Source organism: Prevotella sp. HUN102 (assembly GCF_000688375.1).
GTDB lineage: Bacteria > Bacteroidota > Bacteroidia > Bacteroidales > Bacteroidaceae > Prevotella.
Window position 1 is genome coordinate 332,806 of sequence record NZ_JIAF01000001.1, and the last position, 25,195, is coordinate 358,000.

20 protein-coding genes and 1 pseudogene are annotated in these 25,195 nt (G+C 40.1%); 16 read left to right on the forward strand and 5 right to left on the reverse strand.

Features of this window, described 5'->3' with window-relative positions; genetic code table 11:
- Positions 1-86: 86 nt before the first annotated feature.
- Positions 87-1,328, reverse strand: a complete 1,242-nt coding sequence (locus tag P150_RS0101550) for a primase-helicase family protein (protein ID WP_028896189.1) — start codon at positions 1,326-1,328, stop codon at positions 87-89.
- A 217-nt stretch (positions 1,329-1,545) separates the two neighbouring features.
- Here P150_RS0101550 and P150_RS0101555 point away from each other — a divergent pair, with 217 nt between their 5' ends.
- Entirely contained in the window at positions 1,546-2,427 is an 882-nt protein-coding gene (locus P150_RS0101555; RefSeq protein WP_028896190.1) for a hypothetical protein, read from the forward strand.
- A gap of 47 nt (positions 2,428-2,474) precedes the next feature.
- Here the strand turns inward: P150_RS0101555 and P150_RS0101560 are convergent, their stop codons facing one another.
- Positions 2,475-2,837, reverse strand: a complete 363-nt coding sequence (locus tag P150_RS0101560) for a hypothetical protein (RefSeq protein ID WP_028896191.1) — start codon at positions 2,835-2,837, stop codon at positions 2,475-2,477.
- 3 nt (positions 2,838-2,840) lie between these two features.
- On the reverse strand, positions 2,841-4,061 hold the full coding sequence (locus P150_RS0101565; protein WP_028896192.1) for a site-specific integrase: 1,221 nt from the start codon (positions 4,059-4,061) through the stop codon (positions 2,841-2,843).
- 452 nt (positions 4,062-4,513) lie between these two features.
- Between P150_RS0101565 and P150_RS15645 the strand changes: the two are divergent.
- The 3 genes and pseudogenes from P150_RS15645 to P150_RS15650 all read left to right on the forward strand — a co-directional run bounded on the left by P150_RS15645 (position 4,514) and on the right by P150_RS15650 (position 7,443).
- A pseudogene (locus P150_RS15645) lies at positions 4,514-5,782 on the forward strand (tyrosine-type recombinase/integrase).
- A 12-nt stretch (positions 5,783-5,794) separates the two neighbouring features.
- Positions 5,795-7,024: a site-specific integrase gene (locus tag P150_RS0101575; protein WP_036931977.1), complete on the forward strand. Its 1,230-nt coding sequence runs from the start codon at positions 5,795-5,797 to the stop codon at positions 7,022-7,024.
- A gap of 8 nt (positions 7,025-7,032) precedes the next feature.
- A complete protein-coding gene (locus P150_RS15650; RefSeq protein ID WP_155952889.1) occupies positions 7,033-7,443 on the forward strand; it encodes a hypothetical protein in 411 nt (136 codons plus the stop codon).
- A gap of 69 nt (positions 7,444-7,512) precedes the next feature.
- Here P150_RS15650 and P150_RS0101585 read toward each other — a convergent pair whose 3' ends face one another.
- A complete protein-coding gene (locus tag P150_RS0101585; RefSeq protein WP_231477557.1) occupies positions 7,513-7,821 on the reverse strand; it encodes a helix-turn-helix domain-containing protein in 309 nt (102 codons plus the stop codon).
- Between the two features lie 5 nt (positions 7,822-7,826).
- Positions 7,827-8,111 carry a helix-turn-helix domain-containing protein gene (locus P150_RS0101590; RefSeq protein ID WP_028896195.1) on the reverse strand — a complete coding sequence of 95 codons (285 nt, stop codon included), beginning with the start codon at positions 8,109-8,111 and terminating at the stop codon, positions 7,827-7,829.
- A gap of 743 nt (positions 8,112-8,854) precedes the next feature.
- Between P150_RS0101590 and mobA the strand changes: the two genes are divergently transcribed.
- The 12 genes from mobA (at position 8,855) to P150_RS0101650 (ending at position 25,181) form a co-directional block, all read left to right on the forward strand.
- Positions 8,855-9,280: a conjugal transfer protein MobA gene (gene mobA, locus P150_RS0101595; protein ID WP_028896196.1), complete on the forward strand. Its 426-nt coding sequence runs from the start codon at positions 8,855-8,857 to the stop codon at positions 9,278-9,280.
- Between the two features lie 103 nt (positions 9,281-9,383).
- Positions 9,384-9,590: a helix-turn-helix transcriptional regulator gene (locus tag P150_RS0101600; protein ID WP_028896197.1), complete on the forward strand. Its 207-nt coding sequence runs from the start codon at positions 9,384-9,386 to the stop codon at positions 9,588-9,590.
- An 11-nt stretch (positions 9,591-9,601) separates the two neighbouring features.
- Entirely contained in the window at positions 9,602-10,660 is a 1,059-nt protein-coding gene (locus P150_RS0101605; RefSeq protein WP_028896198.1) for a DNA cytosine methyltransferase, read from the forward strand.
- 2 nt (positions 10,661-10,662) lie between these two features.
- On the forward strand, positions 10,663-13,617 hold the full coding sequence (locus tag P150_RS0101610) for an ATP-binding protein (RefSeq protein ID WP_028896199.1): 2,955 nt from the start codon (positions 10,663-10,665) through the stop codon (positions 13,615-13,617).
- A gap of 2 nt (positions 13,618-13,619) precedes the next feature.
- On the forward strand, positions 13,620-15,173 hold the full coding sequence (locus P150_RS0101615; RefSeq protein WP_028896200.1) for a response regulator receiver domain: 1,554 nt from the start codon (positions 13,620-13,622) through the stop codon (positions 15,171-15,173).
- A gap of 104 nt (positions 15,174-15,277) precedes the next feature.
- The gene (locus P150_RS0101620) at positions 15,278-16,408 is read left to right on the forward strand and encodes a DNA cytosine methyltransferase (RefSeq protein WP_028896201.1); all 1,131 of its coding nucleotides are present in this window, start codon (positions 15,278-15,280) and stop codon (positions 16,406-16,408) included.
- A 548-nt stretch (positions 16,409-16,956) separates the two neighbouring features.
- Positions 16,957-18,102, forward strand: a complete 1,146-nt coding sequence (locus P150_RS16775) for an McrB family protein (protein WP_155952890.1) — start codon at positions 16,957-16,959, stop codon at positions 18,100-18,102.
- Between the two features lie 6 nt (positions 18,103-18,108).
- A complete protein-coding gene (locus P150_RS0101630) occupies positions 18,109-20,331 on the forward strand; it encodes a DUF2357 domain-containing protein (RefSeq protein WP_081819252.1) in 2,223 nt (740 codons plus the stop codon).
- 21 nt (positions 20,332-20,352) lie between these two features.
- On the forward strand, positions 20,353-21,378 hold the full coding sequence (locus P150_RS17335) for a DUF2971 domain-containing protein (protein ID WP_028896203.1): 1,026 nt from the start codon (positions 20,353-20,355) through the stop codon (positions 21,376-21,378).
- A 90-nt stretch (positions 21,379-21,468) separates the two neighbouring features.
- Complete coding sequence (locus P150_RS0101640; protein WP_028896204.1) at positions 21,469-23,145, forward strand: RNA-binding domain-containing protein; 1,677 nt, start codon at positions 21,469-21,471, stop codon at positions 23,143-23,145.
- 584 nt (positions 23,146-23,729) lie between these two features.
- Entirely contained in the window at positions 23,730-24,176 is a 447-nt protein-coding gene (locus P150_RS0101645) for a hypothetical protein (protein WP_028896205.1), read from the forward strand.
- Positions 24,177-24,260: 84 nt separating this feature from the next.
- Positions 24,261-25,181, forward strand: coding sequence for an IS982 family transposase (locus tag P150_RS0101650; RefSeq protein WP_028896206.1), 921 nt, complete (start codon positions 24,261-24,263; stop codon positions 25,179-25,181).
- Positions 25,182-25,195: the final 14 nt, after the last annotated feature.

Consider the following 25,195-nt stretch of genomic DNA (forward strand, 5'->3'; position numbering starts at 1 on the left):
TTGTTGAGATTTTGTTGAGAATGTATATTGCTTGTTATCAGTGTGTTTATACTCATATTCAACAATTCAACAGAAAACAGATGATATTACAAGGATTCGAGTTGTTCCTTTGTGATTGTGTAGAAGCGTCCAACCCTCCTTGTCGGCTCATAGTGGCAACTTTGGTTGTAGTTGCCTTGATAGGTGGTATAGGTAAGTCCGTTGGGTGCAGGTATCAGTTTCCAACACTCCTGCACCACCTTTCGCACTTGGTGTTTCTCTACCTTTACCTGCGAGTGCATCAACAGCACAATAAGGTCGTTAAGGCAGAATGAAACGCTATCCACATTCATAGTAGCCATAATGTCGAGCAACAGCTTCGACATCTCTATCTCCAAACGGTTTCGATTGCTGCGGATAATCCTCTGCAATGCTTCGGTATGCAGCAATGAGGGGTTGAACCACATTCGGCTCTCCCTCTCGGTGGATAGTTGGCGATGACTGAGAAAATGAAGAAATGCAGGTATCTCCGCTTTTAGGTGTTGCAGGAAGTTGGTATCATCGGATTGCAAGCGGTTTATCTTGCGTACCCAATAGCGTGTATCTCCTGCATCGATGATTACGGGCAGATACTCATTGTTGGAGCATAGCACGAATTTGGCAAAGAAGGCTATCTCATCACGGTCTTTGCCTTTGGCTTCCACCTTGTAGGATAATGTGGTACTAAGATTCTTCAATCGCTCGCTGTCCTCCCTGCGATTGAGCAGCACCTCATCGACCACGATAAGCAGCTTGCCAGCCCAATCGGAATTGAATTGACTGCGGAAATCCTCGTTGGTGTTGAATGTGACATTGTTCTGAAAGAGGGCTTTCAGAAAATTAAGGAATGTGCTCTTGCCTGTGTTTCGTTCCTCAGATACCAACAACAGGATTGGCAACTTCTGAACGGGTTGCAGGTAGAGCAGTTGCAGATAGTCCATACCCAACTCATATTGCTCACCGAAGATATGCTCTACCAATGATCGGATAGAGGGAAAATCTCCCTCCTGTGGTCGGTGGTCTATCGGCTCATAGAGGTTAAGGAACTTGCCGATTACAGGGCGGTAGCCGATGTGTTCGGGTACGGTGCAGAAACCGTCATACTTGGGAACGCTGCCGATATAGTCCTTGCTATAGTCTTGGCGGAGCGTTTCATTGTTCCACGGGATACGCCTCTTCACATATCCACCACTCAGTCTCGGCTGCTCCACAATCTTGTAGAGTGTTGTTCCCACTCGGATAAATTCTTCTTTTGCCATACCACCATCTGATGGCGATTGATGACTTGATGTAACTTTTTTAGCTTCCATATTTCACTCTTTTTGGTTTGAAAAATGTCAGCTACAAAAATATAAGTGATTGACGGATAAGTTGCTACGCAATTTATAGCAGAATGATGAATAAGATACATTGAGGGTGGAAATGTGAGGGGTATAGTTGGTATGATACCATTAAAAACCAGGTATTTACTCTTGTTTGTTATAAATTGACTAGCTTTGCAGTATAGTTTGTTTGAATAGTAAACATATGGTAGAATATACAAGTAGTAGATTGTGTTTCAAAGCTGATGTAATTGAGCCTTTGAAAGAGACTGATTCTTTTGTTGTACATACTCCTGATGGAACATTTATGTTTACAAAGGCAGATTTCTATCGTGTATTTCCAAATGTAATTGAAACAAAAAGCTATCAAGAGGGACGATTATATAGTTGTAAATATCCACCCAAACGAGCATTGCCATTTTTAATATCAGGTCAAAAACAAGGAGATAATAATACGAAAAAACAATCTCCTAAAAATGTACACAAAACGAATACTCCTCAAAAAGATATTGTCGGAGACGATATTCGACAAAAGATAAAAGAGATAGGTCTGTTGTGGCGTAACTCTCCTTATAATCCATCAATAAATATTGAAGTACTCAAAAAATGGGACAATCTAATTGAAGAATGGATTAAAGACGAAACGATGCCTTTAATTATTCGTAAAGAGACAAGCAAACGAGGTCAGGGGTTTAACCATCCTTGCGGAAGAGAAATTATAGTCTCAGATAATACGGTGGCAATTTGGGTGTTTAGCAATGTGCTTGATGGCAAAGTATTTACTTTGAGCGATATAAAAGAACTGCTACAAAACAATGAATTGCCAATGGTCTTTATGGCAACAAATGAGATTAAGGAAAAGGCTAAATATACCAAACCATTAGGTTGTCATTCGTTGCCGAATTGGAAATTATGCCATATTCAACCTGTGGGATTCAATACTAATAAAAGCATTGAAAATTTGGATATATCGGAAATCAAAGAGCATTTTAGGAAGTATGTAAATCCAAATAATATGTTCGTGCTTCCCAAAGAAATTGGCTATTTAGGGGAAATTGATGTATTCATTGAAGAGCAGAAACGATAAAAGACAAATAGCAGGTATTTGATTGCGTACCTGCTATTTGTCTTAAATTATGCCATACCCGACGTAGCATTTGCAAGCGAAAAGAGATAACATACTTTCTCTTTTCGTCCGCATATCCTCTTTAACAACTTACCCCGTATCTTCTCCGCACCGTATGAGTTGATGCGGAAAGCGAGGGCTGCAATCATATCCATATTGTAGAGGGTAGCCCAATAGGTATATGGTATCACCTCGCAATGTTGCGTGTGTTCCGCTATCACTCCGCTTTTGTATATGCCTCGGATAGCAGCCTTTAATGTGGGTGCTGCTACATCAAACAGCACCACAAGTTCCGAAAACGACATCCATACATTACTATCGGGGATGTTCACATAGCCCAATTCGCTGATTATTATAATTGCTCGTTCCATACCTTATGCCATTATTGTATTGCCGAATGATTGATTCAATTGGTTGCCGAACATCGTCAAATCCTTGTCAATTTTCTCGGTGGTAATCTTCGCATACAACTGTGTTGTAACTATGTTCGTATGCCCCAAAAATCGGCTTACACTCTCGATTGGCATACCCTTACTCAGAGCGAGGGTTGCGAATCCATGCCTTGAGCAATGAAATGAAATATCCTTGCCGACTCCGCACTCTTTTATCATCTTTTTCAAGGGTTTACAGATATTCCAATAGTTCAAATTCGGGAATACGAGTTTGTTTTCTTGGAATGGTTCATATCGCTTGATTATCTGCAATGGAATATCCAATAACTTCACTTGAAACGGGATTTTGGTCTTGTGTCGCTTCGACAATATCCATTTCTCACCATTCACCTCTACAATATCATCGGTGGTAAGTTCCTTAATATCCACGAAAGATAAGGCTGTGAAACTTGCGAACACGAACAAATCTCGGATATACGCCAACTTGCTATCGGTAAATTCGTGTGTCATTACCGCTTTCAATTCATCTTCGGTCAAAAACTCTCGTTCCTTGACATTGGGGCTTATGTGGAATTGGGCAAATGGATTTCTCGGCATCAGACCGTTGTAATGGGCACGCATAACAACACCTTTGAGCCACACACAATTTGCCCAAATACTTCCATTCTGCAACCCTCTGTCTGTTGCTAGGAATACCGCAAACTCCTTGATGAAGTCGGGAGTAAGCTCAATCATAGACATATCATTTCGTTTGTAGTTTGCCTTGATGAACGCTGCAACATGGTTTCTTGCCCGTACTCTTGACATATAGGTAGACATAGTTCGGTCTGTGCCTACACGCTTCTTGAATGTGGCATTATCTTTATCAAACGCACCGAGTAATGTTTCATACTCAGTTCCGATGCCTTGATAGGCATTGCGTACCATTTCAGCAGTTACATAGGCTTCTCTGTCCGACAAGCGTTGGTAGTGCTTGATGATTTGAGCCTTGATATTATCCAAAGCAAGATTGAGTTCCCTTGCTTCCTTGCTCTTGCCTTTGGCTCGGTTGCCTTTCACATCCCAAAGCTCTTTTGCAATGGTACGCTTACAACTGAATTGGGCTACTGAGCCGTTGATTGTCACTCGTCCCATAATGGGAACAATACCGTTTTTCTCTTTGCTTCCGTTCACGTAGAACAGCACCTTAAATGTACTTCGCATAACACAACTTTTTTGGGGTTACAAAATTATGTATCAGCGAGTTATACATTGCTACGCAATATGATGCAGAACTATGAAACGTGACGACACAAAGAAAAATCTTACTCCATTATCGGGTAATGATTAGGCAACCGTTCTGTTTCTGCGAATATCAAGGTTGTCGGGAATGATGAGGTTATTTCGGGTGAGATAGCGTAAATCGTTGATATTGCGTCTATTTGCGACCGTTTGCGCTTTTGAGATTCTTTCGGATTGGAAAGAACGTTGAGCCTGTTCCGTTACCTAAGTGTTACCTCGGTTACTACGTTTGGTAACTGGTAACACTTGGTAAAAACATGGAAGTCTGTACGAGAATTCCAACGACTCGGAAAAACATACATATTCTGGCATATTTTGCACGGCTGGGGACGCTCTGAGAATGTATAACTTTGCACCCAAAAACTCAGAAGCGTATGAAAGTAAGCAAATTCAAGGTGTTGCTCTACCTTAAAAAGAGCGGATTAGACAAGCAGGGCAAGGCTCCTATCATGGGACGCATCACCCTTAATAACTCAATGGCACAGTTCTCCTGCAAGTTATCATGCAATCCCAAGTTGTGGAACTCTCGCTCAGGCAGGCTGGAGGGTAAGAGCAAGGAGGCGGTTGAGACGAATGCCAAGATCGAGCGCATCCTGCTGTCTGTCAATACCGCAGTGGATAATCTCATCAAGCGCAATGTGGACTTCACGGCTACGACGGTCAAGGATATGATGCAGGGCAGCATCAACGGGCAGGTGACGCTTCTACAAGTGTTCGAAATCTTGCTTGAAGATACGAAGAACCGTGTAGGCATAGACAGGACGCCTGCCACCTATACCTGTATCAGACAGGTAAAAGACTCGCTTGCAGAATTCATCCCTGCAACATATGGGGTCAGAGACATAGCGTTCAGTCAGATGACCAACCTGTTCATCAGTGACTATGAGCATTTCCTGATTGACGGACAAGGCAAAAAGGCTACTACTGCCCATAAGTATTTCACCTATCTGAAACTGGCTTGCCGCAGGGCATACAAGGACGGACTGACAGACAAGTACCTCTTTGCACGTTACAAGGAACCAACCATACCCAAGAAATCGCCACGAACCATAACTCCAGAGAACTTCCAGCGGATAGTCAGCCTGTAAATCTCATTGAATAAGCCTTCACTCATTATCGCACGTGACTTGTTGCTGATAGCCTGCTATACGGGTATGGCTTATATTGACGCCATATCTGTTACACAAGACAACCTGTCATACGATGAGCAAGGGAGCCTGTGGCTGAAATACAAGCGCAAGAAGACAGGGGTACAGGCTGTCGTGAAACTGATACCAGAAGCCATTGAACTGTTCGACAAATATAAGGACGCTGGTCTGCCAACGCTGCTGCCCCGCCAGAACTATGCCTTCCTATTGAATAACCTAAAGAAAATAGCAGAAATGGCAGGCTGCACACAGCCAATCAGCCACCACATGGGAAGGCACTACTATGCCTCTATCCTCACACTGTCCAACGACGTGCCGATAGATGTCATCAGCAAGATGCTTGGTCACACAAATGTGAGAATGACACAAGTCTATGCAATGGTGACACAGGACAAACTCTTTGAGGAAGCCGACAAGTTCATTGAAGCAACCAAGGACTTTGTACTGGTGCTCAATGCAAACAGCAAAGCAATCGTAAACAAGCAAAGACAATAAATAATAGCAATTATGAACAGAAGTACATTCAGACTGATGCCCTATATCAACAGGGCAAAAACAAGGGCAGACGGTACAACAGCCATCCTGCTCAGAATCACCATTGACGGCAAGAAGACCGTCATGACGACGGATTTCTGTTGTCGTCCCGAACTATGGGATGCTAAACAGGGCGAAATCATATCCCCTACAAAGGATGCCAATGCCTTTCGGGAGTTCATCAAGAAAGCAGAACAAACCTATCAGATGCTTCTCAACGAACAGGGCATTGTCAGTGCAGAATTGCTGAAAAGTCACCTCAACGGCACCATCCAACCAATACGCACACTGATGGAAATGGCTGCGGAAGAACTGGAGCGGGTCAAGGTTAAGAGTGCTTGCACGGCATCAAACGGCTCCATCAAATTGGCAAAGTTCAAGAACAAGTGCCTGAAAGAATACTTGATGAGCATTGACCGTGAGGACATGTCCCTTGCTGACGTAACCCTGCAATTAGGGAAAGACTACCACATCTATCTCAGACAGCGGAAGCACCTCTGCCCGGCGACTGCCAATGACTGTCTGGCATGGTTGAGCCGCCTTGTGTTTCTGGCTGTTGACAAGGAGATACTGCGCTCCAATCCGTTGGAGGACATCGAATATGAGAAAGTGAAGCGTAACGTGGAAATCCGCTATCTGACCCGTGAACAAGTAAAGATGTTGCTTGCCCATCCGTTCCAACAGCGACAGATGGAACTGGCACGACACATGTTGCTTTTTACAGTATTCACGGGACTGGCTTACGTTGACCTAACAAGACTTCGCCCAGAACACATCCAGACTGATGCCAAAGGCAGACGATTCATCCGCAAGTGTCGTCAAAAGACTGACGTTGAAACCTTTGTACCATTACATCCCATAGCAGAGCAGATTCTCGCACTTTACAACACGACGGATAATAGCAAGCCCGCGTTCCCCTTGCCACCATATGCCAATTACAGACTATACAAGGAGTTTGTGGCTATTGGTATTTTCCTCGGACTTGACCGCAATCTCTCGCATCACGATGCCCGCCACACGAATGCAACCTTGTTAGTCTCGGCTGGTGTGAATATGGAGAGTGTTTCCAAGATGATGGGACATTCCAGCATCAAGAGTACGCAGAAGTATGCACAGATTACGATCAACCGTATCTCACAGGAAATTGACAAACTGATGGAGCGCAGAAAAAAGAAAGGACTCACAACAGAAGCTATCAACTAACAATGATTATGGCAACAACAAGCATTTTGATTCCCAAGGATGTCTTTGAACGAGGCATCATCAGAATGACTGAGGGCGGTATTATCACCATGCCTGACAAAGACGTGTGGATGACAGTGGACGAGATAGCAGACATGCTTTTTGCTTCATCAGCCACCGTGTTTCGCATGATACGCTCTTTATATAATAAAGGTATCGCACGCGAAGAATACACTCACAGATTTTTCCGTTTGTTCCCTTATCATCCGAACTGGAACATAGACGTGTATAACCTTGAAATGGTCATCCGCCTGGCATACACCATCGACAGCGACAATAGCCACAAGTTCTGTCAGTTCATTATGAACCGTCTGATGGGCAGAGCGATGTACGAGTATGTGTGTGTTACCATCCACATGGGTGATTACCCCAAAGATTGATAGTATAACGAAGAAAGGCCGCGAGTTTCCTACTTGGAATTCTCGCAGCCTTTTCCATCATAATAAGGTTTACTTCTGTGCTGACACATAGTTTCGTTGTAGGAGTTCTTCCAAATCCCGTTCGCGATAGAGTATCTTACCACAGAGCATCACGTATGGCAGCAGCCCTTTCTGCCGATATGTGAACAATGTATGCCTGCTGACTTTCAGAAACTCAGCGGCTTCTCTGTCGCTTATCCACCTGTTGCCATTGAGCAAAGGGCGATAGTCCTTGAAAGTATCCTTTGCTTTGTTAATTGCCTCGTCAATCTCACTGATGAAGTCAAGGATTTGCTCATCTTCCACCATCATGCCACTTTTCCATTCTTCTTTTTCCATAGCCGTTATTTGCTTTTCGTCATTACTTCCATCATCCTATCAATGTCCTCTGCCCGATGATATATCCTGCCCTCTATCTTGGTATAGGGCAATTCGCCTCGCTCCCGCATACTTTGTACCGAGCGTTTGCTGAGGTTGAGCATGGCACACACTTCACTCGTATCAAGCCATGTTCCAAGACTTTTGTTTTTCATCTGCTGCTCCTGAAGATGCAGGACACTCAGCAGTTCCTTCACTCGCTCCATCCACTTCGTGAATGTACTTTCGTTGATGATTACAATTCTTTCCATTTGTCTTTATTTATCGATTGTTACTACTTGTTTACGCTAATTTCGGTTGCAAAGTTAGCCCAAGAAAACAGACTGATTTGCATAGTATGTACATAGCTATATAAACTTTTTCCCAAAGAAATGAATAGCTGGATAAATATATGAGTGAATAAGTATATACTTATACAATTATTCGTTCATCCAATCATTTGGCTATTGAGACATCAATGTGTTGATTCAGCGATCTATCAATTCAATAATTCGCCAAGGCATTGAAGTACCGAACCATCAAATCACTAATGCATTCAACTGTTGACAATTTAGTTCCTTGACGGTTTGACATTCTAATGACCTGAAACTTTAGTGCTTCAAGTAGTGGAAAAACTGATGATTTAGTGCATTCATGAACTCATGCATTCACGAAAGCATAGTTCCTGACGGCATTTGTCTGTAAAGTGGCTGCAAGTGGCGGTTGATGGTTATTGTCCAATCGAATTTGTCGCAGTACCTTTGCACCCGCAAAAGACACTAAAGACAATTGTGATGGATAGAATAACCTATTATATGCAGCATCCGCTTGAAGAGCGGATTATTATGTTCGCCAGAACATAGCAAGGTATGTTTTCTGCTGCACGAAACTCCGTTTGCAGCACAAAACTCCTTGCTCTGCCGAGGGCTATGGCTGTCCTCCAAAGTCGGTCAGCCTATCCATACTTGCCGTAAGCATCAAGTGATAATTATATGTCAAACCCAAAATAACAAAGATGAACAACAAGAAGAATAAGGGTGGGAGAAATCCCAAGGTAGACCCAGCGATAAACCGTTACTCCGTTAATTTTAGCAGTGAGGAAGATATGCGTTTTCTAAAGATGTTTGACCGTTCTGGCATGACAAGCAAGTCCGCATTCATCAAGGCGCGAATTTTTGGAGAGCCTTTTCATGTGGTAACTTTCGACAAGAGTCTGCATGAGTATTATACCAAGTTGAGCGACTTCCATGCTCAATTCCGTATGGTGGGCAACAATTATAATCAGACCTTAAAAGAGTTGAAAAGCCACTTCTCTGAACGAAGAGCAATGGCACTTGTATGTAAGTTGGAGAAGTACATGATGCAGTTAGTGCAGATTATGCATGAGGTCGTAGAACTAACAAACAGGTATGAAAATCATCGAATTGGCAAGGATAATTGAATATAAACACATTTTTTTAACTCACAATTACCATTTTTTTACTTAACGGACATTGACTTTGAGATTTTTTGTGTATATTTGTAGCCAAATTATTAGCATACGGATGGAACGTAAAAGAATAAACCGCCTAAAAGTGGTACTTGCAGAGAAAGGAATGACCAACAAGCAATTGTCGGAAATCCTTGACAAAGACCCTGCGGTTATATCTAAATGGGTGACAAACGCCGCCCAACCTAATGTAGAGATGTTCATCCGACTGGCACAGATTCTTAGTGTCAGCGTGGATGAATTATTGTGGACAGAAAAATAAAAAGAACCTGTATGAAAAAGAAATCGCAACAATTCAAGGCTATAGACTTCTTTTGCGGAGGGGGAGGCATGACTTGTGGATTACGTCAAGCAGGTATTGATGTGATAGCAGGTGTGGATATAGACAAAGAGGCGAGAGCAACTTATGAGCATAATAATGAAGGAACTGTTTTTATCGAAAAAGACATAAGAAGGGTACATAGTGACTATTTTGAACGTAATTTCAGCATACAAAAGAATGACGACAGCCTGATTTTGGTAGGTTGCAGTCCATGTCAGTTCTATAGCATTATCAATACAGATAAGGAATCTTCTCTAAAGACAAAAGATTTATTAAGGAATTTTGCTCGCTTTGTGGATTATTATAGACCAGGATATGTACTAGTGGAAAATGTTCCCGGCATTTTAACAAACAAACAAAGTATATGGCCTATGTTTCACAAAAAGCTCAAAGATTTGGGCTATGATAAGATTGTATATGATATTATAGACATGAGCTATTATGGGGTCCCTCAGTCAAGGCGGAGGTTCTCGCTGATAGCCACAAGACTAAAGGATATTGAAGTGCATTTGCCACAAAAAGATGAAAGGCAAGCATTGCTTTCTGATTTTATTGGTGTGAGACATGGATTTGCTCAAATAAGTGCAGGGACAAAAGACACAACTGATTTCAACCATACCGTTGCAGGTCTTAGTGACAAATGCTTAAGACGATTAAAAAAGACGAAACATGATGGGGGAAGTAGATTGTGCTGGGCTGATGATCCAGAATTGCAGTTAAGATGCTTTGTTGGTAAAGATGATAGTTTCAAAGATAGTTATGGGCGTATGTGGTGGAATAAGCCTGCTCCAACTATAACGACAAAGTTTTTTAGTATCTCTAACGGTCGATTCGGACATCCAGATGAAGACCGAGCCATTTCATTAAGAGAAGGAGCAACTTTGCAGACATTCCCCAAGGATTATGTATTTAAATCTAATAGTATTGCAACTACAGCACGGCTAATTGGGAATGCCGTTCCGTGTGAATATGCAAGAAGATTAGGTTTGTTAATTCAACAAAATGGTTGATTATGGCACAATTCAGAACAAAGGCAAGAGCACTTGATTTATTAGGAAGACAGCAAATCGCAGGTATTCCGACAGCTATTAATGAGCTGATAAAGAATGCCCATGACGCGTATGCTGATCATTTTGATATAGATTTTCTGCGGAAGGACAATATGTTGGTTCTTAGAGATGATGGTATTGGCATGTCAAAATCAGATTTTCTTGATCGCTGGCTGACACTTGGCACCGATAGTAAAGTGGTAGGTAACAATAACGCATTACCTCCAACAGACCCTACTAAGCCTCAAAGACCAATAATGGGCGAGAAAGGAATTGGAAGACTGGCTATTGCATCAATTGGAAGTCAAGTCCTTATATTGACTAAAGCAAAATATAAATCATCAAATAAAATCGTTGCGGCGTTTATTTGTTGGGATGTGTTTGAATTAACAGGATTGAACATCGACGATGTCGTAATTCCTGTTAGGGAATATGATAATATTCCAACCAAAGATGATATAGATTCTATAAAAAGCGAATGTGTTGATTCTTTGGAACAACTTAATAAAGTCGGTAAGGTTACCAGTGACAAATTATATTGTATATCGCAGAAAGTTAAGGAATTCAATTCTGATCTTTACACGATTTATTCTTTAATAGGAGGTTCAACAGATATTCAAGAGGGTGGAACTCATTTCTTTGTTTCATCAGTAAGTGATTCATTAGTTCCTGATATTGAAGGCGAAGGTGATTCAAGTGAGGCAACCAAAATGGAAAAGATGCTGATGGGTTTTCACAACACTATGACCCCCAATCACCCAAAGCCCACGATAAACATATCATTCAGAGACTACAGGCATGATGACGGTACTTTTATTAGTCTATTAGAGGACAGACAGTTCTTTACCCCAGAAGAGTTTGAGATTGCCGATCATCACTTTTGTGGTCAGTTTGACGAATATGGACAGTTTAAAGGAACAATCAAGATATATGGTGAGAAGACCTACAATCATGTAATTAACTGGCGTGATAATCATTACCGAGAAACTGAATGCGGCCCTTTTACTATAAATCTCGCCTATTTACAAGGTGAATTAAAAAGCTCCAGGGTTGATGTGGAAAATTATGGCATTATACGCCGTAAAGGTGACAAGTATGGTGGTCTCTATATTTATCGTGACAATATTCGAATCCTACCTTACGGAGATTCTGATTATGATTTCCTAGACATTGAAAAGAATCGGTCTAAAAGGGCTTCAACATATTTCTTTTCATATAGAAGAATGTTTGGAGCTATTGAAATAGCAGATGGACAGCATAGTAAGTTAATAGAAAAAGCAGGTCGTGAAGGTTTTATAGAGAACAAAGCCTATCGACAGTTGCAATCTATCTTGAAAAACTTTTTCTGGCAGTTGGCTGCTGATTTCTTTAACGAAAAAGGAAATACACCTCAATCAGAATTCTACAATGCCCGCAAAGATGAAATCAACTCTTTTTATCGTGCATTAGAGCGTAGAGATAAACTGGCCAAAGGAAGAAAAGACAAATTCCAAAAAGATTTAGAAAAGTTCTTTGTACTTCTTTCCGAGCACAAATTTGAACAAGAATGTGATGCAATAACAATAGAACTCAGAAACGATCTGTCTGCATTGGTATATATGAAAGATACAGATGTAGCGAGTCAAAGACTTATAGATTCAGAAATGAAAGCAAGGCAGTCCCTGACTGACTATCGGAAGAAGATTTCTGTCAATCCTCCAAAAGGTTTTGCCATGAGCAAGTCTTTGAGGGTTGACTATGAGTCATACTTGGAAGAATTCAAAATATTGGAAGAAAGTGTGTTCAATCCGCATTTTGAGCAAATAGACAACTTGGTTGATGAATTTACACAGCGCCTTCAATTAGAAGTCAATAAAAGAAAACGTTTAGAACAAGCTGTTGACATCATTTCAAAAGAAGCACTTTCCACAAATAAACAGAAAAAAGATGAGACAAACGATGTTGTAACAAGGGTTTCGAAAAAAATAAAGGACTTGACAAGCGAATTGATTTTAGATTTGGATAATCAAATTCGAGAAGTTAAAGACCAATTTAAACTCCTTTCGACTAAAGATGACTTTAATCTTGTGTCGGAGAGAATGACTATGGAAAAGCAGATTGATTCAATTAGCCAGCGTAATACAGATGTAATGGATCGAATCATCCGGCAATTTGAGAGTTTCTATGTCGAAAAGAATGATGATGGACAAATTATCACTAATGATCAGATTGCAGATGCCACTTCGGAAGAATTAGAAGTGTTGCGCGAACGACTACAGACCGATGTAGAACTGAGTCAACTTGGCTTAGCCGTAGGTATTGTACATCATGAGTTTAATGGTACCATTAACTCAATTAGACATAGTATTAATGACTTACGTGCCTGGTCTGAGGTTAATGAAAATTTAGAAAAAGTATATAAGAACATTAAGATAAATTTTGAACATTTGGATGGATACCTGAACTTGTTCACACCATTGAACCGAAGACTCAATAGGCGAAGGGAAGATATTTCTCTATTGGATATAAAAACATTTTTGATTGATTTGTTTAAAGCGCGCTTGGAAAGACACCAGATAGCATTTAAGCATACCAATGGATTTGCTCGTCATAAACTATTCGGGTTTCGCTCGACATTCTATCCTGTGTTTGTGAACATTATCGATAATGCAATCTATTGGCTGAAGCAAAGTGATATTCCAGAGAAAGTTATACGACTTCATGCAGATGATACAGGTATATATTTGTCAAATAACGGCTTATCTATAAAACCACAAGATAAAGAACGAATTTTTGAGATGCATTTTTCCAGAAAAATCAACGGTCGTGGTATGGGGCTAAGTATAAGCAGGGAGGTTTTAGAGGCTGAGGGGTATTCGCTAATCCTTGACGAGCCCCGTGAGAATTCTACAGTAACATTCAAAATTTTCAAAAAATAATTATGGCACAGACGTTTGAAGAAATTACGAAGGGAGTAGTAAACCGTTTCCTTCAGAATATTCTCTTTATTGATGATAAAGCATTCCAATCAGATAATAAAGAAAATGAATTTGATGCGGGTCAGATTTCCAGTGCTTTCGCGAAGAACGGTAAGCTCTGTACTATTTTTGCACCGTCATCAGAATGTGACTTGTGCCAATGTTCCTCGCTTTTCTCAAAAGCAGATGCAATTGTATTAGATTGGTATTTGGATTTAACATCCTCTAAAGAATCTGTAGATGATGAAAAAGATGCAGAAGAAGACGAACCAAGGGGATTTTATACGAAATACTTGATCGAAGAAATTGTTGCAGATGCCAAAAACGAAAAGTTTAAAATAATAGTGGTATATACTGGTGAAACAGATTTAAGAGGAATAACTCAGGAAATATATAGATACATTGCCCAATATGGGGATTTCAAACAGGGTGATTGTTGTGTGTATTCTTCTAATGTGATGATTGTTGTTCGTGCAAAATATAATGGTGAAGAACAATTTAAACATTTAGAAGATTTGAAGGATAAGGTAATAAAATATGAGAATTTGCCTGATTTCATAACTAATGAGTTTTCCATTCATGTAAATGGGCTGTTGTCTATTTTTGCACTACTTTCAATTTCTATAATAAGAGAGAATACTTCTAGAATATTAAATGTTTATTCTCCAGAATTAGATAGTGCTTATTTAGGTCATAAGATGGTACTTCCAAATCCTGAAGATGCAAAAGAACTGTTAATCAAATTATTTGGTGAATCCATTACAGATTTGATCTCCTCTTCATGCATTGATACTCAGGATTGGTTATCTTTATGGATTAAAGATAGATATAAACAGCCCAAAACAATAAAAGTGACAGACAATAAAAGCATACAAGTAAGCCAAGAGTGTATAGGAAAAATATTCTTGGCGCATTTTGACAATTTTGAAGAATATATCAAAGCGATTTTAAAAGTTTCCAATAAAGAAGCTAAGATTATCTATAAGAATGCCGCATTATTATTGGATGAGAATGCCGACTCAGTTAAAACTGCTAATCTTTTATTTGCAAGATTGACTCATCACAAAAATGTTTTCTTGCCTCAAAGAGAGAATCCATATTTAACTTTAGGAACCATCCTTTATTCCTCAACTACAGACATGTACTATTTGTGTATTCAGCAGCGTTGTGATTCGTTAAGAATAGACGGAATAAGAAGATTCTTATTTTTGCCTCTTGTTGAGAGTGGTGGAGAAACTCATGTCGTTGTAACCAATGAAAAGCAATTACAAATAGCAAAGAATTCTTATGAAATTAAAACCATCAAATTTGAGGCAGATAAAGATAAACGATACGTATGCTCGAAACATATTAAAAATATGGGAAAGGATACTTTTGTCTTTACCTCTATTCATGATGAAGTATTTGAGTGGGTGTTAGAATTAAAAGATCTACATGCTCAGCGCATATTAAATTCTTATAGCGCAAATCTTTCTAGAGTCGGCTTAGATGAATCTGAATGGCTAAGGCAATTGTGATGTAAGAAGTAACACTATGAGTTAGTGGGTAACTATAATACACTTAAAGGGTAACTCGGAAAAGCTAGTGGGTAAGTTAAAACTATTAAGATTACGAAAAAACAATGAATATATTTTCTTTCTTTTCAGGAGCAGGATTCTTGGACTTAGGCTTTGAACTTGAAGGACACTATGATATAGTGTTTGTCAATGAGTTTCATAAGGCTTTTAATGACGTGTATCAGTATGCACGCCTGAACATGGAACTTCCAACACCTTTATATGGACACCATGTAGAGAACATTATTCATTATGTAGACGGGACTCATCCAGAAATGTTTCGTGATTTGATGAATTTGGTTAATGAATCTAAGGAACGTGCTCTTACAGGATTTATAGGTGGTCCTCCATGCCCAGATTTTAGTGTGGCAGGGAAGAACAGAGGAAAAGAAGGAGATAATGGTAAATTGTCACAAACTTATGCAGACCTAATTTGCCAAGCTCAACCTGATTTTTTCCTTTTTGAAAATGTAAAAGGATTATATAGGACAGCAAGGCACAGGGATTTTTTTGAGTCATTAAAGCAACAATTTAGAGAAAGTGGATATTCATTGACAGAAAGGCTGATTAATTCTCTTGAATATGGTGCTCCGCAAGACAGAGATAGAATAATACTTGTCGGCTTTAGTAAAAAAACGGTAGATTCTATGCATTTACCTGTAGAAAATGGGGTATTGCAAGGTTTTCCGTGGTTACAACATCAATTGTATAATTTAGATGAAATTAAAAGTTTACCTTGGCCAAAGAAGGATTCTTATAGAGAAGGTGTTCAAACAATAAAGCCTAATGGTATAATAGAAGATTTGACAGTCATGCACTGGTGGAGTCGGAATGACGTAGAACATCATCCAAATAGAAACATGTATTTCCGCCCGCGTGCAGGTCTTCATAGATTTGTAACAAAAGATGAAGGTGACGATGAAAAAAAATGCTTTAAGAGATTGCACAGGTGGAGATATTCTCCAACAGCAGCATATGGTAATAACGAAGTTCATATACATCCATTCCTGCCCCGAAGAATTTCTGTTTCAGAAGCACTGGCAATCCAATCGCTACCAGCAAATTTCGTGCTTCCTGATGATATTACATTGACAGATGCATTTAAGACTATAGGCAATGGTGTGCCTTTCGTGGCAGCTCGTGGTATTGCTGAGACTATTTACGATTACATCCATCATTATAATCCTCAATTATGAATTTAACAATAGAACACATTCTAGATTTGATCAAAGAACTCCCTGTTAATACTGATTTCAACTATGTCAGTGGTGGAGATAGTAAAGCCAAACTTATTTATGTAGATAAAGAAAACTCCAAAGTTGAAATTGCTCGTGTTAATGCTGATGGCTCGGAAAAAAATGCGAGTATGACCACGGATATTCTCAACTCGTTGGTTGCAAATATCAAAGAAAACATCCCTTTTAAGTTTGACAATGTACTAAATGGAAGTGGGAATGTTCGGTCTACAATGGAGGCTATATTTGCTCACACGAAGGAATTCTATTCTTGCAAAATCAAACGCGTAAAACATTTAATATGGGTTCCAAGCATACCACATGAAATTGGGAAGATTATTAATTATGATACAATAAAGCAAAGTGTTGAAGCATCATTAAGTAGCGAAAAATCAAAGATTGGCATAAAGGACTTACTGTATATAACCGCACTCCGCACTAAGCCCTTTCTTCTTCTTGCAGGCATCTCCGGTACAGGCAAAAGCCAGAAAGTTCAGGAATTGGCATTTATGACTTGCCCCGATGGTGAACTGCGGAATGAAGGTGGAACCACACCAGGGAATTATTGTCTCGTAGAGGTGAAACCTAACTGGCATGACTCAACGGAACTGTTGGGATATTATAGTGCTTTGTCTGGTAAATATGAATTGACGGACTTTATTCGCTTTGCATATAAAGCATCGCAGAATAAAGATGTGCCATTCTTCCTTTGTCTGGACGAGATGAATCTGGCACCAGTGGAGCAGTATTTCGCTGAGTTTCTAAGCATATTGGAAACAAGGAAGAAAGTCGGAAACGAGATATTAACCCAATATCTGTTGAGCAAAGACCGTTTTAGCAACTGCGAGTTGCAGAAGAAAGTATTGGTGAAGGAAGATGGTGACATCATTGAGGGCGACAAGCAGTACAAGATGGAGCTCTTGTATTCTGAAAAGGACGCAGAAATCATTACATACTTGAAAGAGAATGGACTGTCACTGCCCGACAACCTCTTCGTGATAGGTACGGTGAATATGGACGATACCACGCATCAGTTCTCACGGAAAGTAATTGACCGTGCTTTTACCATTGAAATGAATGGTGGTAAGATGTCGGAAATGTTCTCGCCAGAGAGCAAGATGCTGCTGGAATACAGGGAAGAGCCAATACCCCTTGAAGCGTTCAAGGCTGAATTTGTAAGAGCATACGAAGTGCTGGCCGATGCGCGGTTTGCAAAATATAGGGATGTGATTTCTACTCGCATCCCAGAATTGTTGGGTAATTCCGATGGTACTGCCGAGGCGGATAGCATCAACGGCATACTGAATGAAACGCCGTTCCGTGTCAGCTATCGTGTGCAGAATGAGTTGGTGCTTTATCTGAGTACGCTGATAGAGCGTGCCAACTTCCCTCAGCCAGACCAGATAGAAGGACCGATAGGCGAAGCCACACTGGCTATTCTGTTGGAAAAGGTGCTGCCCCGTGTGCAGGGTGAGCAGAAGCAGTTGGAAACGCAGAATGGCAAAAGCAATGTGCTGAAGGATTTGAAGACTTTCGTGGAAAGCCATTTTAAACCCGAAGAAGATACTGATGCGAACTCGCTGTACAACCAAGTCCTTCGGAAGTTAAAGGAGATGGATGACAAGCTGGCGAACTATTATACCAACTTCTTCTAATATCGTATGGAACTATTGCAATACAAATATCACGATGCCTACACCATCCAAGCCAGTAGCACGGATATATGTTTGTCGTGGCGGAAGTTCAAGGTGAGAACTAAGCAACTTCCACCAGAGCGGTATTGCAATTATGTGATGGCGAGTGGCGGTACGCTGAGAGCGTATAATGCAGACAGCAAAGCGATGGAGGAGGTGGCTGAGGCTGACTGGCACGAGGCCCGACCAGTCTTCTTTGAAGACCACAAGTATAACCTCACACTGACGTTTTTTGATGCTGCAGAGGAACCGCGCATCATTCATCCCAACAAAGAGGTGGAGGCGATGTTCAACACTGTTCAGACGGCATCGGGTGAGTACATCGTCAGTAGCAGTCTTGACTTCTTGAACCAGCCAGGTCACTTTGCCTTGGAGTTCGCCTACAAAAATACCGCCAACGAGCACATACGACACAAGATAGAGTTCGACGTGCTTTCGCCTAAACTCGATACGAAACACGACCTTGACATTATCATTCAGCAGATAAGGGCAGAATATGGTGACTTGGTTTTCCGCTATCTTACACTGACCTTTCAGCAGTTTGAGATGGGGCGTGAAGCTAATAACGAACTGATTTGGCTGTCGGTGTTCAAGCAGATTGTGGATAGTTATGTGCAGGCGGTTCGTTTCATCATTCATAAGCCACATAACAAGATGCGCCAATATGAGGAATACCGAAGAGCCGAGCGCATCAAAGGCTGGACACCTATGTTGGCAGAAAGATTCAGCAATGACCGTCTGAATGATGAAGAACAGGCATTAAGGAAATATTATAGGACGGAGCAAACGGAAGCGACTTTGGATACAAGGGAGAACCGCTTCGTGAAATATACGCTCCAACGCATCACTGAGCGTCTTTCGCTGTTAATACAAAGGCTTGGAGATGGAACATCGGATAGCGAGATAGAGAACCTGAAGGAGAAGCAGAAGGAACTGGAAATGCTTCGGCGAAACTCGTTCTTCAATAGCATCGGACACTTTGATGGGTTCCGTCAGCAGAGCATGGTACTCCAGCAGCGCAGCGGCTACTCGCAGGTTTATCGCTATTGGATTATGCTACAAAACGGCCTCGACCTGATACAAGGTGATACAAGCGTAGGTGTGCAGCCCATCTGGCGGCTCTATGAATTGTGGTGCTTCCTAAAGCTGAAGCAGCTTGTCTGCAAGGTGTTGAATATAGATGTCCACAACAAAGAACATCTTGAAAAGTATGTTCACGAAGACACGCAGAATGCCTTTGACTTGTTTAATGGCGGCACACTTAGTGGGAACATCACTTACACTAATCTGGAAAATGGCGATTTGGTGGAGGTGGGGTATCAGTATTCGTTTGATAGGAAAGGCGATGAACATGAGATGCGTTCTGCCACGACTGAGCAGAAGCCCGATATTGTGATGCACATTCACAAGAAGAACCGCGATATTACATTGACATATCTCTATGATGCAAAATATAGTGTCCGTGGCGATGATGACGCAACTTTGGGCAACGTACAAGATGAGCCAAAGCCTGAGACCATCAACGCAATGCACCACTACCGTGATGCCATCTATTATGGTAAGCGTGGTGAGCATCGTTTCTCGAAAGAAATCATCGGTGGATATATCCTCTTTCCTGGGCGTATGGACGAACACCGACTATTGGAGCAATTGCAGGATCACGATGACCAGTTGCCATACTTTCTGAAATCCATTGAAGAAGTAAATATCGGTGCATATCCATTGCTGCCAAACGAGGAAAGCGGATTGCTCTTAGAAAACCATCTCCGCAAAGTACTCCTTGATGAAAGTATCATTGAGCAACTTGAAGTGAGTGTGCCGCAGAGAGGTTTGTATTATATTGACACTCGGCCAAAGTCTGTTGAATCAAAGAATGTGTTTACTGTCACTGTCAGAAAAACGGATGCAGATTACCAGACATTCTTTGCCCATAAGGCAAAGAAGTATGTGATGGAGACCTTGCCAAAGGTGAACATCCTCGAAGCAGTTTACCTCCTTCCGATGGTAGGCGGTGATATTGACGGCTATTATAAAATATCAAGATTAACCATCGAGGATGGCAAGATGTGTCTAAAACTGGGTGAGTTTGTATCACTTGGTAACGAGTGGGTGAACATCTTCCAAAATATGCGTCATGGTGAACTTATTACTATGAATAATGTTTTGAAGTTGTATGGACAAAGATATTAAAGTTGAATATTAACATGTACGATGAATCGAGAAGAATTTGCAAAACGGCTTGAAGGAATCCAAATACAAGAAGGTACAGACCCTAAAGTCCTTTATGATAGCGTGTTGCCTATTAGTGACGCGTTAACACAGATGATGCCCCAGAGTCTATTTCGTTATAGGTCTTGCACTGAGAAGCAAATAGATGCATTTCAAAAAGATACTATTTATGCAGTATCTGCTGACCTGTTTAACGATCCCTATGATACGCTAGTTAGGTATGATCTTGATGGTATAAAAAATTACGTGAATGCCTTATTGGAAACAAATACCCTTGTTCAGTTGAAAAAATATCTTGAAGAAGGAAATGATTTCACAAACAATGTGAAAGATTCATTTCCTAAGGGCATGGTAGAGAAGATAAAAGAGCAAATATTAGCAACAGACTTTGAAGAAAAGAAAGATTTTCTTGCTACTTATAAAAGCCAAATGGTGCAAACAATAGATTTCTTATACCCTCTTTTAGCAGATGCAAGTAAACGGTTTGTTTCTATTGCATGCTTTTGCGAGTCAGTACAGTCTATAACAATGTGGAGTCATTATGCTGATTATCATAAAGGATTTGCACTAGAATACGAAATGCGTCCAACACTAACAAAAGGAATAAAAGAGGGGGTTGGGCTATATCCTGTAATATATGATGATATACGTTACGATGCTTCTCAATACATGGCATGGGCTTTTTTGAAAATGTTTGGCATTTGTGCACCAAATCCAGACGTCCTTTCTCACACAAAATGTGTTTTGCATAAATCAAGGCAATGGGAGTATGAAAATGAGTGGCGTCTTGTAGACTATTCTACAAGAAACTATTTAGTGGAAAATATCACATCCATCAATTACAAACCTACGGCAATTTATTATGGAGTACATATTTCCAATGAGAATAAAGAACGCTTGCATAAGATTGCCAAGGCAAAAGGTATAGCAGAGTTTGATATGTATATTGACTATTCTTCTCCGAGGTATGAGATGATGTATAAATCACACAAATGTTCTTCGGATTAACAAGCGATTCCTGAGAATTAACAAACGAAGGAATCATATTTAGCAGGCAACAAGCGTTATATATAAGTCGGATTAACAAACGTACAAAGTATGACAGAACAAACATTACAACAATATCTCATTAAGCAATACCCCAAAGAGGATGAGGGTTGCGAGTGGAAGGAATTCAAGAACTTGAAGAATGACTTCAGCGGTCATGAGAAGGATGATGTCATCTCCTACGTGTCTGCATTGGCTAACATGGAGGGTGGGCATCTGGTTGTTGGTGTCGAGGACAAAACGTTGAGGATTGTTGGGACGGATACCTACAACTACGATGTGCAAAAAGCACGGCTACGCTTAATTGATCAATGTGCCAATCTACCTTCAGAGGGGCTGCTTGTAGAGGAATTTATTACAGATGATACTCATAAAACAGTATGGGTCATCCATGTGCCAAGACACATGAAGAGACAACCCGTTTATGCGCATAACAAGGCATGGCAGAGGCTGGATGACTCGTTAATAGAGTTGACGGATTCTCGCAGGAATGCAATCTTGGACGAGCTGGACGAAGTGGAAAAGGACTGGTCTTCACAGATTATCCATGATGCAACTATTGATGACCTTGATCCTCGTGCGGTTGCCAAAGCCAGGGAGAAATTCATTGAATTGCATCCTGAAAGAGAAACAGAAATAAAAGCGTGGGACGATGCAACATTCTTGAACAAAGCGAAACTTACGATAAAGGGACAAATCACAAATTCAACAATCATTCTTTTAGGCAGAGAGGAAAGTGAGCACTTCCTTTCGCCTGCCGTTTGCAAGATCAGATGGATGCGCAAAAAGAATGGGACAGACGAGAATGAAGAGTTTGGTATATTCTCTATTCCCATGATACTCGCGGTAGATGAGGTTGCGGGGAAAATAAAGAATGCCACATACACTTATACGATAGAGGGAAACATGTTCCCTGACACCTTATTGCGCTACGATGTTTTCACCATTAGAGAGCCTTTATGTAATGCCATTGCACATCAGGATTATAGCCTGTCTGCGAGAATAGAGGTAGTTGAATATGAAGATGAACGTCTGCGTTTTAAGAATTATGGTACATTCCTACCATTGTCCGTTGAGTCTGTGGTCGAGAATGACTTTCCGGAATCAAGATACCGAAACAAGTTTTTGGTGGAAGCCATGCGTAACGTGAAAATGGTGGAGACAGAGGGCGGTGGTATTCGCAAACTCTATATGCAGCAAAAGAAGCGTTTCTTTCCAATGCCAAAGTATGACTTAGGCGGACAGACGGTAATTTGTGAGATAGAGGGAAGAGTGTTGGACGAGAACTTTGCCAAAATACTGGTCAACAATCCCAATTTGACTTTGGCGGATATTATCTTATTAGATAAAGTACAAAAGCATGAGCATGTTTCAGAAGACTCCCTTGCATATCTTAGGAGAAAGAAATATGTGGAAGGCAGAAAGCCAAATGTTTATTTGGCCTTCTCTGTTGTTAAGCAATCTAAACATGTGGGATTAAAGACATCTTATATCAAAAACAAAAGTTTTGATGACGATTATTTCAAAAAACTCATCATTGACTATATTACCAATTTTGGAAAAGCCACTCGTCAGGAGTTAACTGCATTATTGGAAAACAAACTGCCAGAAACGCTTTCCAAGCAACAGAAATTTGACAAGGTCACCAATCTTCTATCTTCGCTTAAGAAAAAGGGTATCATTAAAGTCATTGATAGAAAATATTGGGTAATGGCAAAGTCGGATTAACAAATCAAACAAACGAAATTCACAAACAAAAAGTGATAATAGTAGCGTAAAATGGGGCTTTATGCGGATGTCGGATTAACAAATGAAATCCAATTAACAAACCAGAATTAACAAATAAGATTTGGTTATGTCATATTAGTTTTGTACCTTTGCACTCACGATGAGCGTTCTTTGATTTGGTGAGAAATGTGTAGGAATATGTAAGTCCTCTCGTTTCTAAAGTGTTACCTTCATCTTTTCCGTTCAAAGGTAACCATCTGATATTCAAATCGAAAATAGAAGTTCTACTATTTTGAGACCGTTCTATTTCATTACCTTGCGTTTCTTTGCTAAATTGCTATTTCCCGTATTTCCGAGGTTTTCTGTGTAATGCATTTATAGTCAGTGAAAAATGCACTATTATTCCGATTTCAGTTGATTATTCCAACGTTTTTCTGTAACTTTGCCCTCGGTAAGCATAGCGATTTTTGTTTGTAATTCTTTGTATTTTAGCACTATAAAGTTACAACAAATTTCGCTAATTGCCAAATTTACAAGAACTTATAATTCATCGAACTCACGTTAATTAATTATTTAATTATACAATGGCAAAAATAAAAATTGGAGATTTAGTAAGAGTAAAATTATTAAATGATATGTATATGTGGGTACATGTACTGTTTGACTCACAATTTATAACAAAAGGGAAAAAAGAAATAGATCCTTACAATTATTTTTCTTTTTATGCATCGTGCTATTTGGTTAATGTTTACTCACAAATTTCAAAAGAAGAGGAATTAAAAGATGATGAAATATTTTTTAAGGGTATCTTTATCCCAAGAAGTCATCTTAGAAAATACGGCTCTACTATATTCAATATTCCAGTTGATTATAAGCAAATAGATTTCCCTGAACATACAGGAGGATTAAATTCTTCTTTTTGGCTATCAAAAGGGGAACTGGTATTAGGCAATATACCAAAAGAAAAGATAAATGAATGGAATAATCGTTTTAACGGAGGTTTCAGTGATATATACGCCAGTTCGGGATAAGAAAGTTGTTGAAAATGTTGGTAATCTCGCTTATTTTTTGTAACTTTACAGTTGAACATCAATTAATTACAAACAATATAAGCGATGATTACCGAAGACAAAGTTATAGAAATTTTCTGTGTTATTGATGAGTTTTGCAAGAATTTAGGCGCAGAATTGAATAAAAACCTTCAAATAGCTCCCACAGACGAAGGCTACAAGCATGTCAGACACCGTAAGGGGCGTATGTGTGAAAGTGAGATTATGACCATTTTGCTATGCTGCCATTTTGGGACTTTCCGAAACTTCAAACATTATTATCTGTTCTTTGTGAAAGTTCATCTTGCCCAATGTTTTCCCACCGCAGTATCCTACAATCGCTTTGTGGAACTTATGCCTCGGGAGTTCTTTACAATGCTTACTTTTATGAAACTTTACGCCTTTGGCAAATGCACGGGAATCAGCTTTGTCGATAGTACTATGATACCTGTATGCCATAATGTAAGAAGATATTTCAATAGGGCTTTTGAGGGCTTTGCCAAGAGCGGAAAGGGTACAATGGGATGGTGCCATGGCTTCAAACTGCATCTGCTTTGCAATGACACAGGAGAGATCATAACATTCTGTCTTACACCTGCCAACGTGGATGACAGAGATCGAAGGGTATGGTCTGTTTTTACAAAAGTACTCTATGGAAAAGTATTCGCAGATAGGGGATATATCAAGCGGGAACTCTTTGAGGGACTCTTTGAGCAGGGAATACATCTTGTACACGGACTGAAAGCAAAGATGAAAAACAAACTTATGCCTGTGTATGATAAAATCATGCTACGAAAGAGATATATAATAGAGTGTATAAATGAGTTATTGAAAAACAAGGCAAACCTTGTACATTCAAGACACAGGTCGATACATAATTTCATCATGAACTTATGCTCGGCATTGGCGGCGTATTGTTTCTTTGAAAATAAACCGGATGGGCTGTCAGTATATTTGGAAGATAAAAGACAACTGGAACTTTTTTAAGATTTATTATCCCG

What these genes read in the sequence shown, in the direction of transcription:
- P150_RS0101640 (WP_028896204.1), top strand. Translation starts at nt 21,469, where the DNA reads ATGACAGAACAAACATTACAACAATATCTCATTAAGCAATACCCCAAA.
- P150_RS0101650 (WP_028896206.1), top strand. Translation starts at nt 24,261, where the DNA reads ATGATTACCGAAGACAAAGTTATAGAAATTTTCTGTGTTATTGATGAG.
- P150_RS15650 (WP_155952889.1), top strand. Translation starts at nt 7,033, where the DNA reads ATGGCAACAACAAGCATTTTGATTCCCAAGGATGTCTTTGAACGAGGC.
- P150_RS0101560 (WP_028896191.1), bottom strand. Translation starts at nt 2,837, where the DNA reads ATGGAACGAGCAATTATAATAATCAGCGAATTGGGCTATGTGAACATC.
- P150_RS17335 (WP_028896203.1), top strand. Translation starts at nt 20,353, where the DNA reads ATGAATCGAGAAGAATTTGCAAAACGGCTTGAAGGAATCCAAATACAA.
- P150_RS0101590 (WP_028896195.1), bottom strand. Translation starts at nt 8,111, where the DNA reads ATGGAAAGAATTGTAATCATCAACGAAAGTACATTCACGAAGTGGATG.
- P150_RS0101550 (WP_028896189.1), bottom strand. Translation starts at nt 1,328, where the DNA reads ATGGAAGCTAAAAAAGTTACATCAAGTCATCAATCGCCATCAGATGGT.
- P150_RS0101620 (WP_028896201.1), top strand. Translation starts at nt 15,278, where the DNA reads ATGAATATATTTTCTTTCTTTTCAGGAGCAGGATTCTTGGACTTAGGC.
- P150_RS0101645 (WP_028896205.1), top strand. Translation starts at nt 23,730, where the DNA reads ATGGCAAAAATAAAAATTGGAGATTTAGTAAGAGTAAAATTATTAAAT.
- P150_RS0101630 (WP_081819252.1), top strand. Translation starts at nt 18,109, where the DNA reads ATGGAACTATTGCAATACAAATATCACGATGCCTACACCATCCAAGCC.
- P150_RS0101585 (WP_231477557.1), bottom strand. Translation starts at nt 7,821, where the DNA reads ATGGAAAAAGAAGAATGGAAAAGTGGCATGATGGTGGAAGATGAGCAA.
- P150_RS0101565 (WP_028896192.1), bottom strand. Translation starts at nt 4,061, where the DNA reads ATGCGAAGTACATTTAAGGTGCTGTTCTACGTGAACGGAAGCAAAGAG.
- P150_RS16775 (WP_155952890.1), top strand. Translation starts at nt 16,957, where the DNA reads ATGACTTGCCCCGATGGTGAACTGCGGAATGAAGGTGGAACCACACCA.
- P150_RS0101615 (WP_028896200.1), top strand. Translation starts at nt 13,620, where the DNA reads ATGGCACAGACGTTTGAAGAAATTACGAAGGGAGTAGTAAACCGTTTC.
- P150_RS0101605 (WP_028896198.1), top strand. Translation starts at nt 9,602, where the DNA reads ATGAAAAAGAAATCGCAACAATTCAAGGCTATAGACTTCTTTTGCGGA.
- P150_RS0101600 (WP_028896197.1), top strand. Translation starts at nt 9,384, where the DNA reads ATGGAACGTAAAAGAATAAACCGCCTAAAAGTGGTACTTGCAGAGAAA.
- mobA (WP_028896196.1), top strand. Translation starts at nt 8,855, where the DNA reads ATGAACAACAAGAAGAATAAGGGTGGGAGAAATCCCAAGGTAGACCCA.
- P150_RS0101575 (WP_036931977.1), top strand. Translation starts at nt 5,795, where the DNA reads ATGAACAGAAGTACATTCAGACTGATGCCCTATATCAACAGGGCAAAA.
- P150_RS0101610 (WP_028896199.1), top strand. Translation starts at nt 10,663, where the DNA reads ATGGCACAATTCAGAACAAAGGCAAGAGCACTTGATTTATTAGGAAGA.
- P150_RS0101555 (WP_028896190.1), top strand. Translation starts at nt 1,546, where the DNA reads ATGGTAGAATATACAAGTAGTAGATTGTGTTTCAAAGCTGATGTAATT.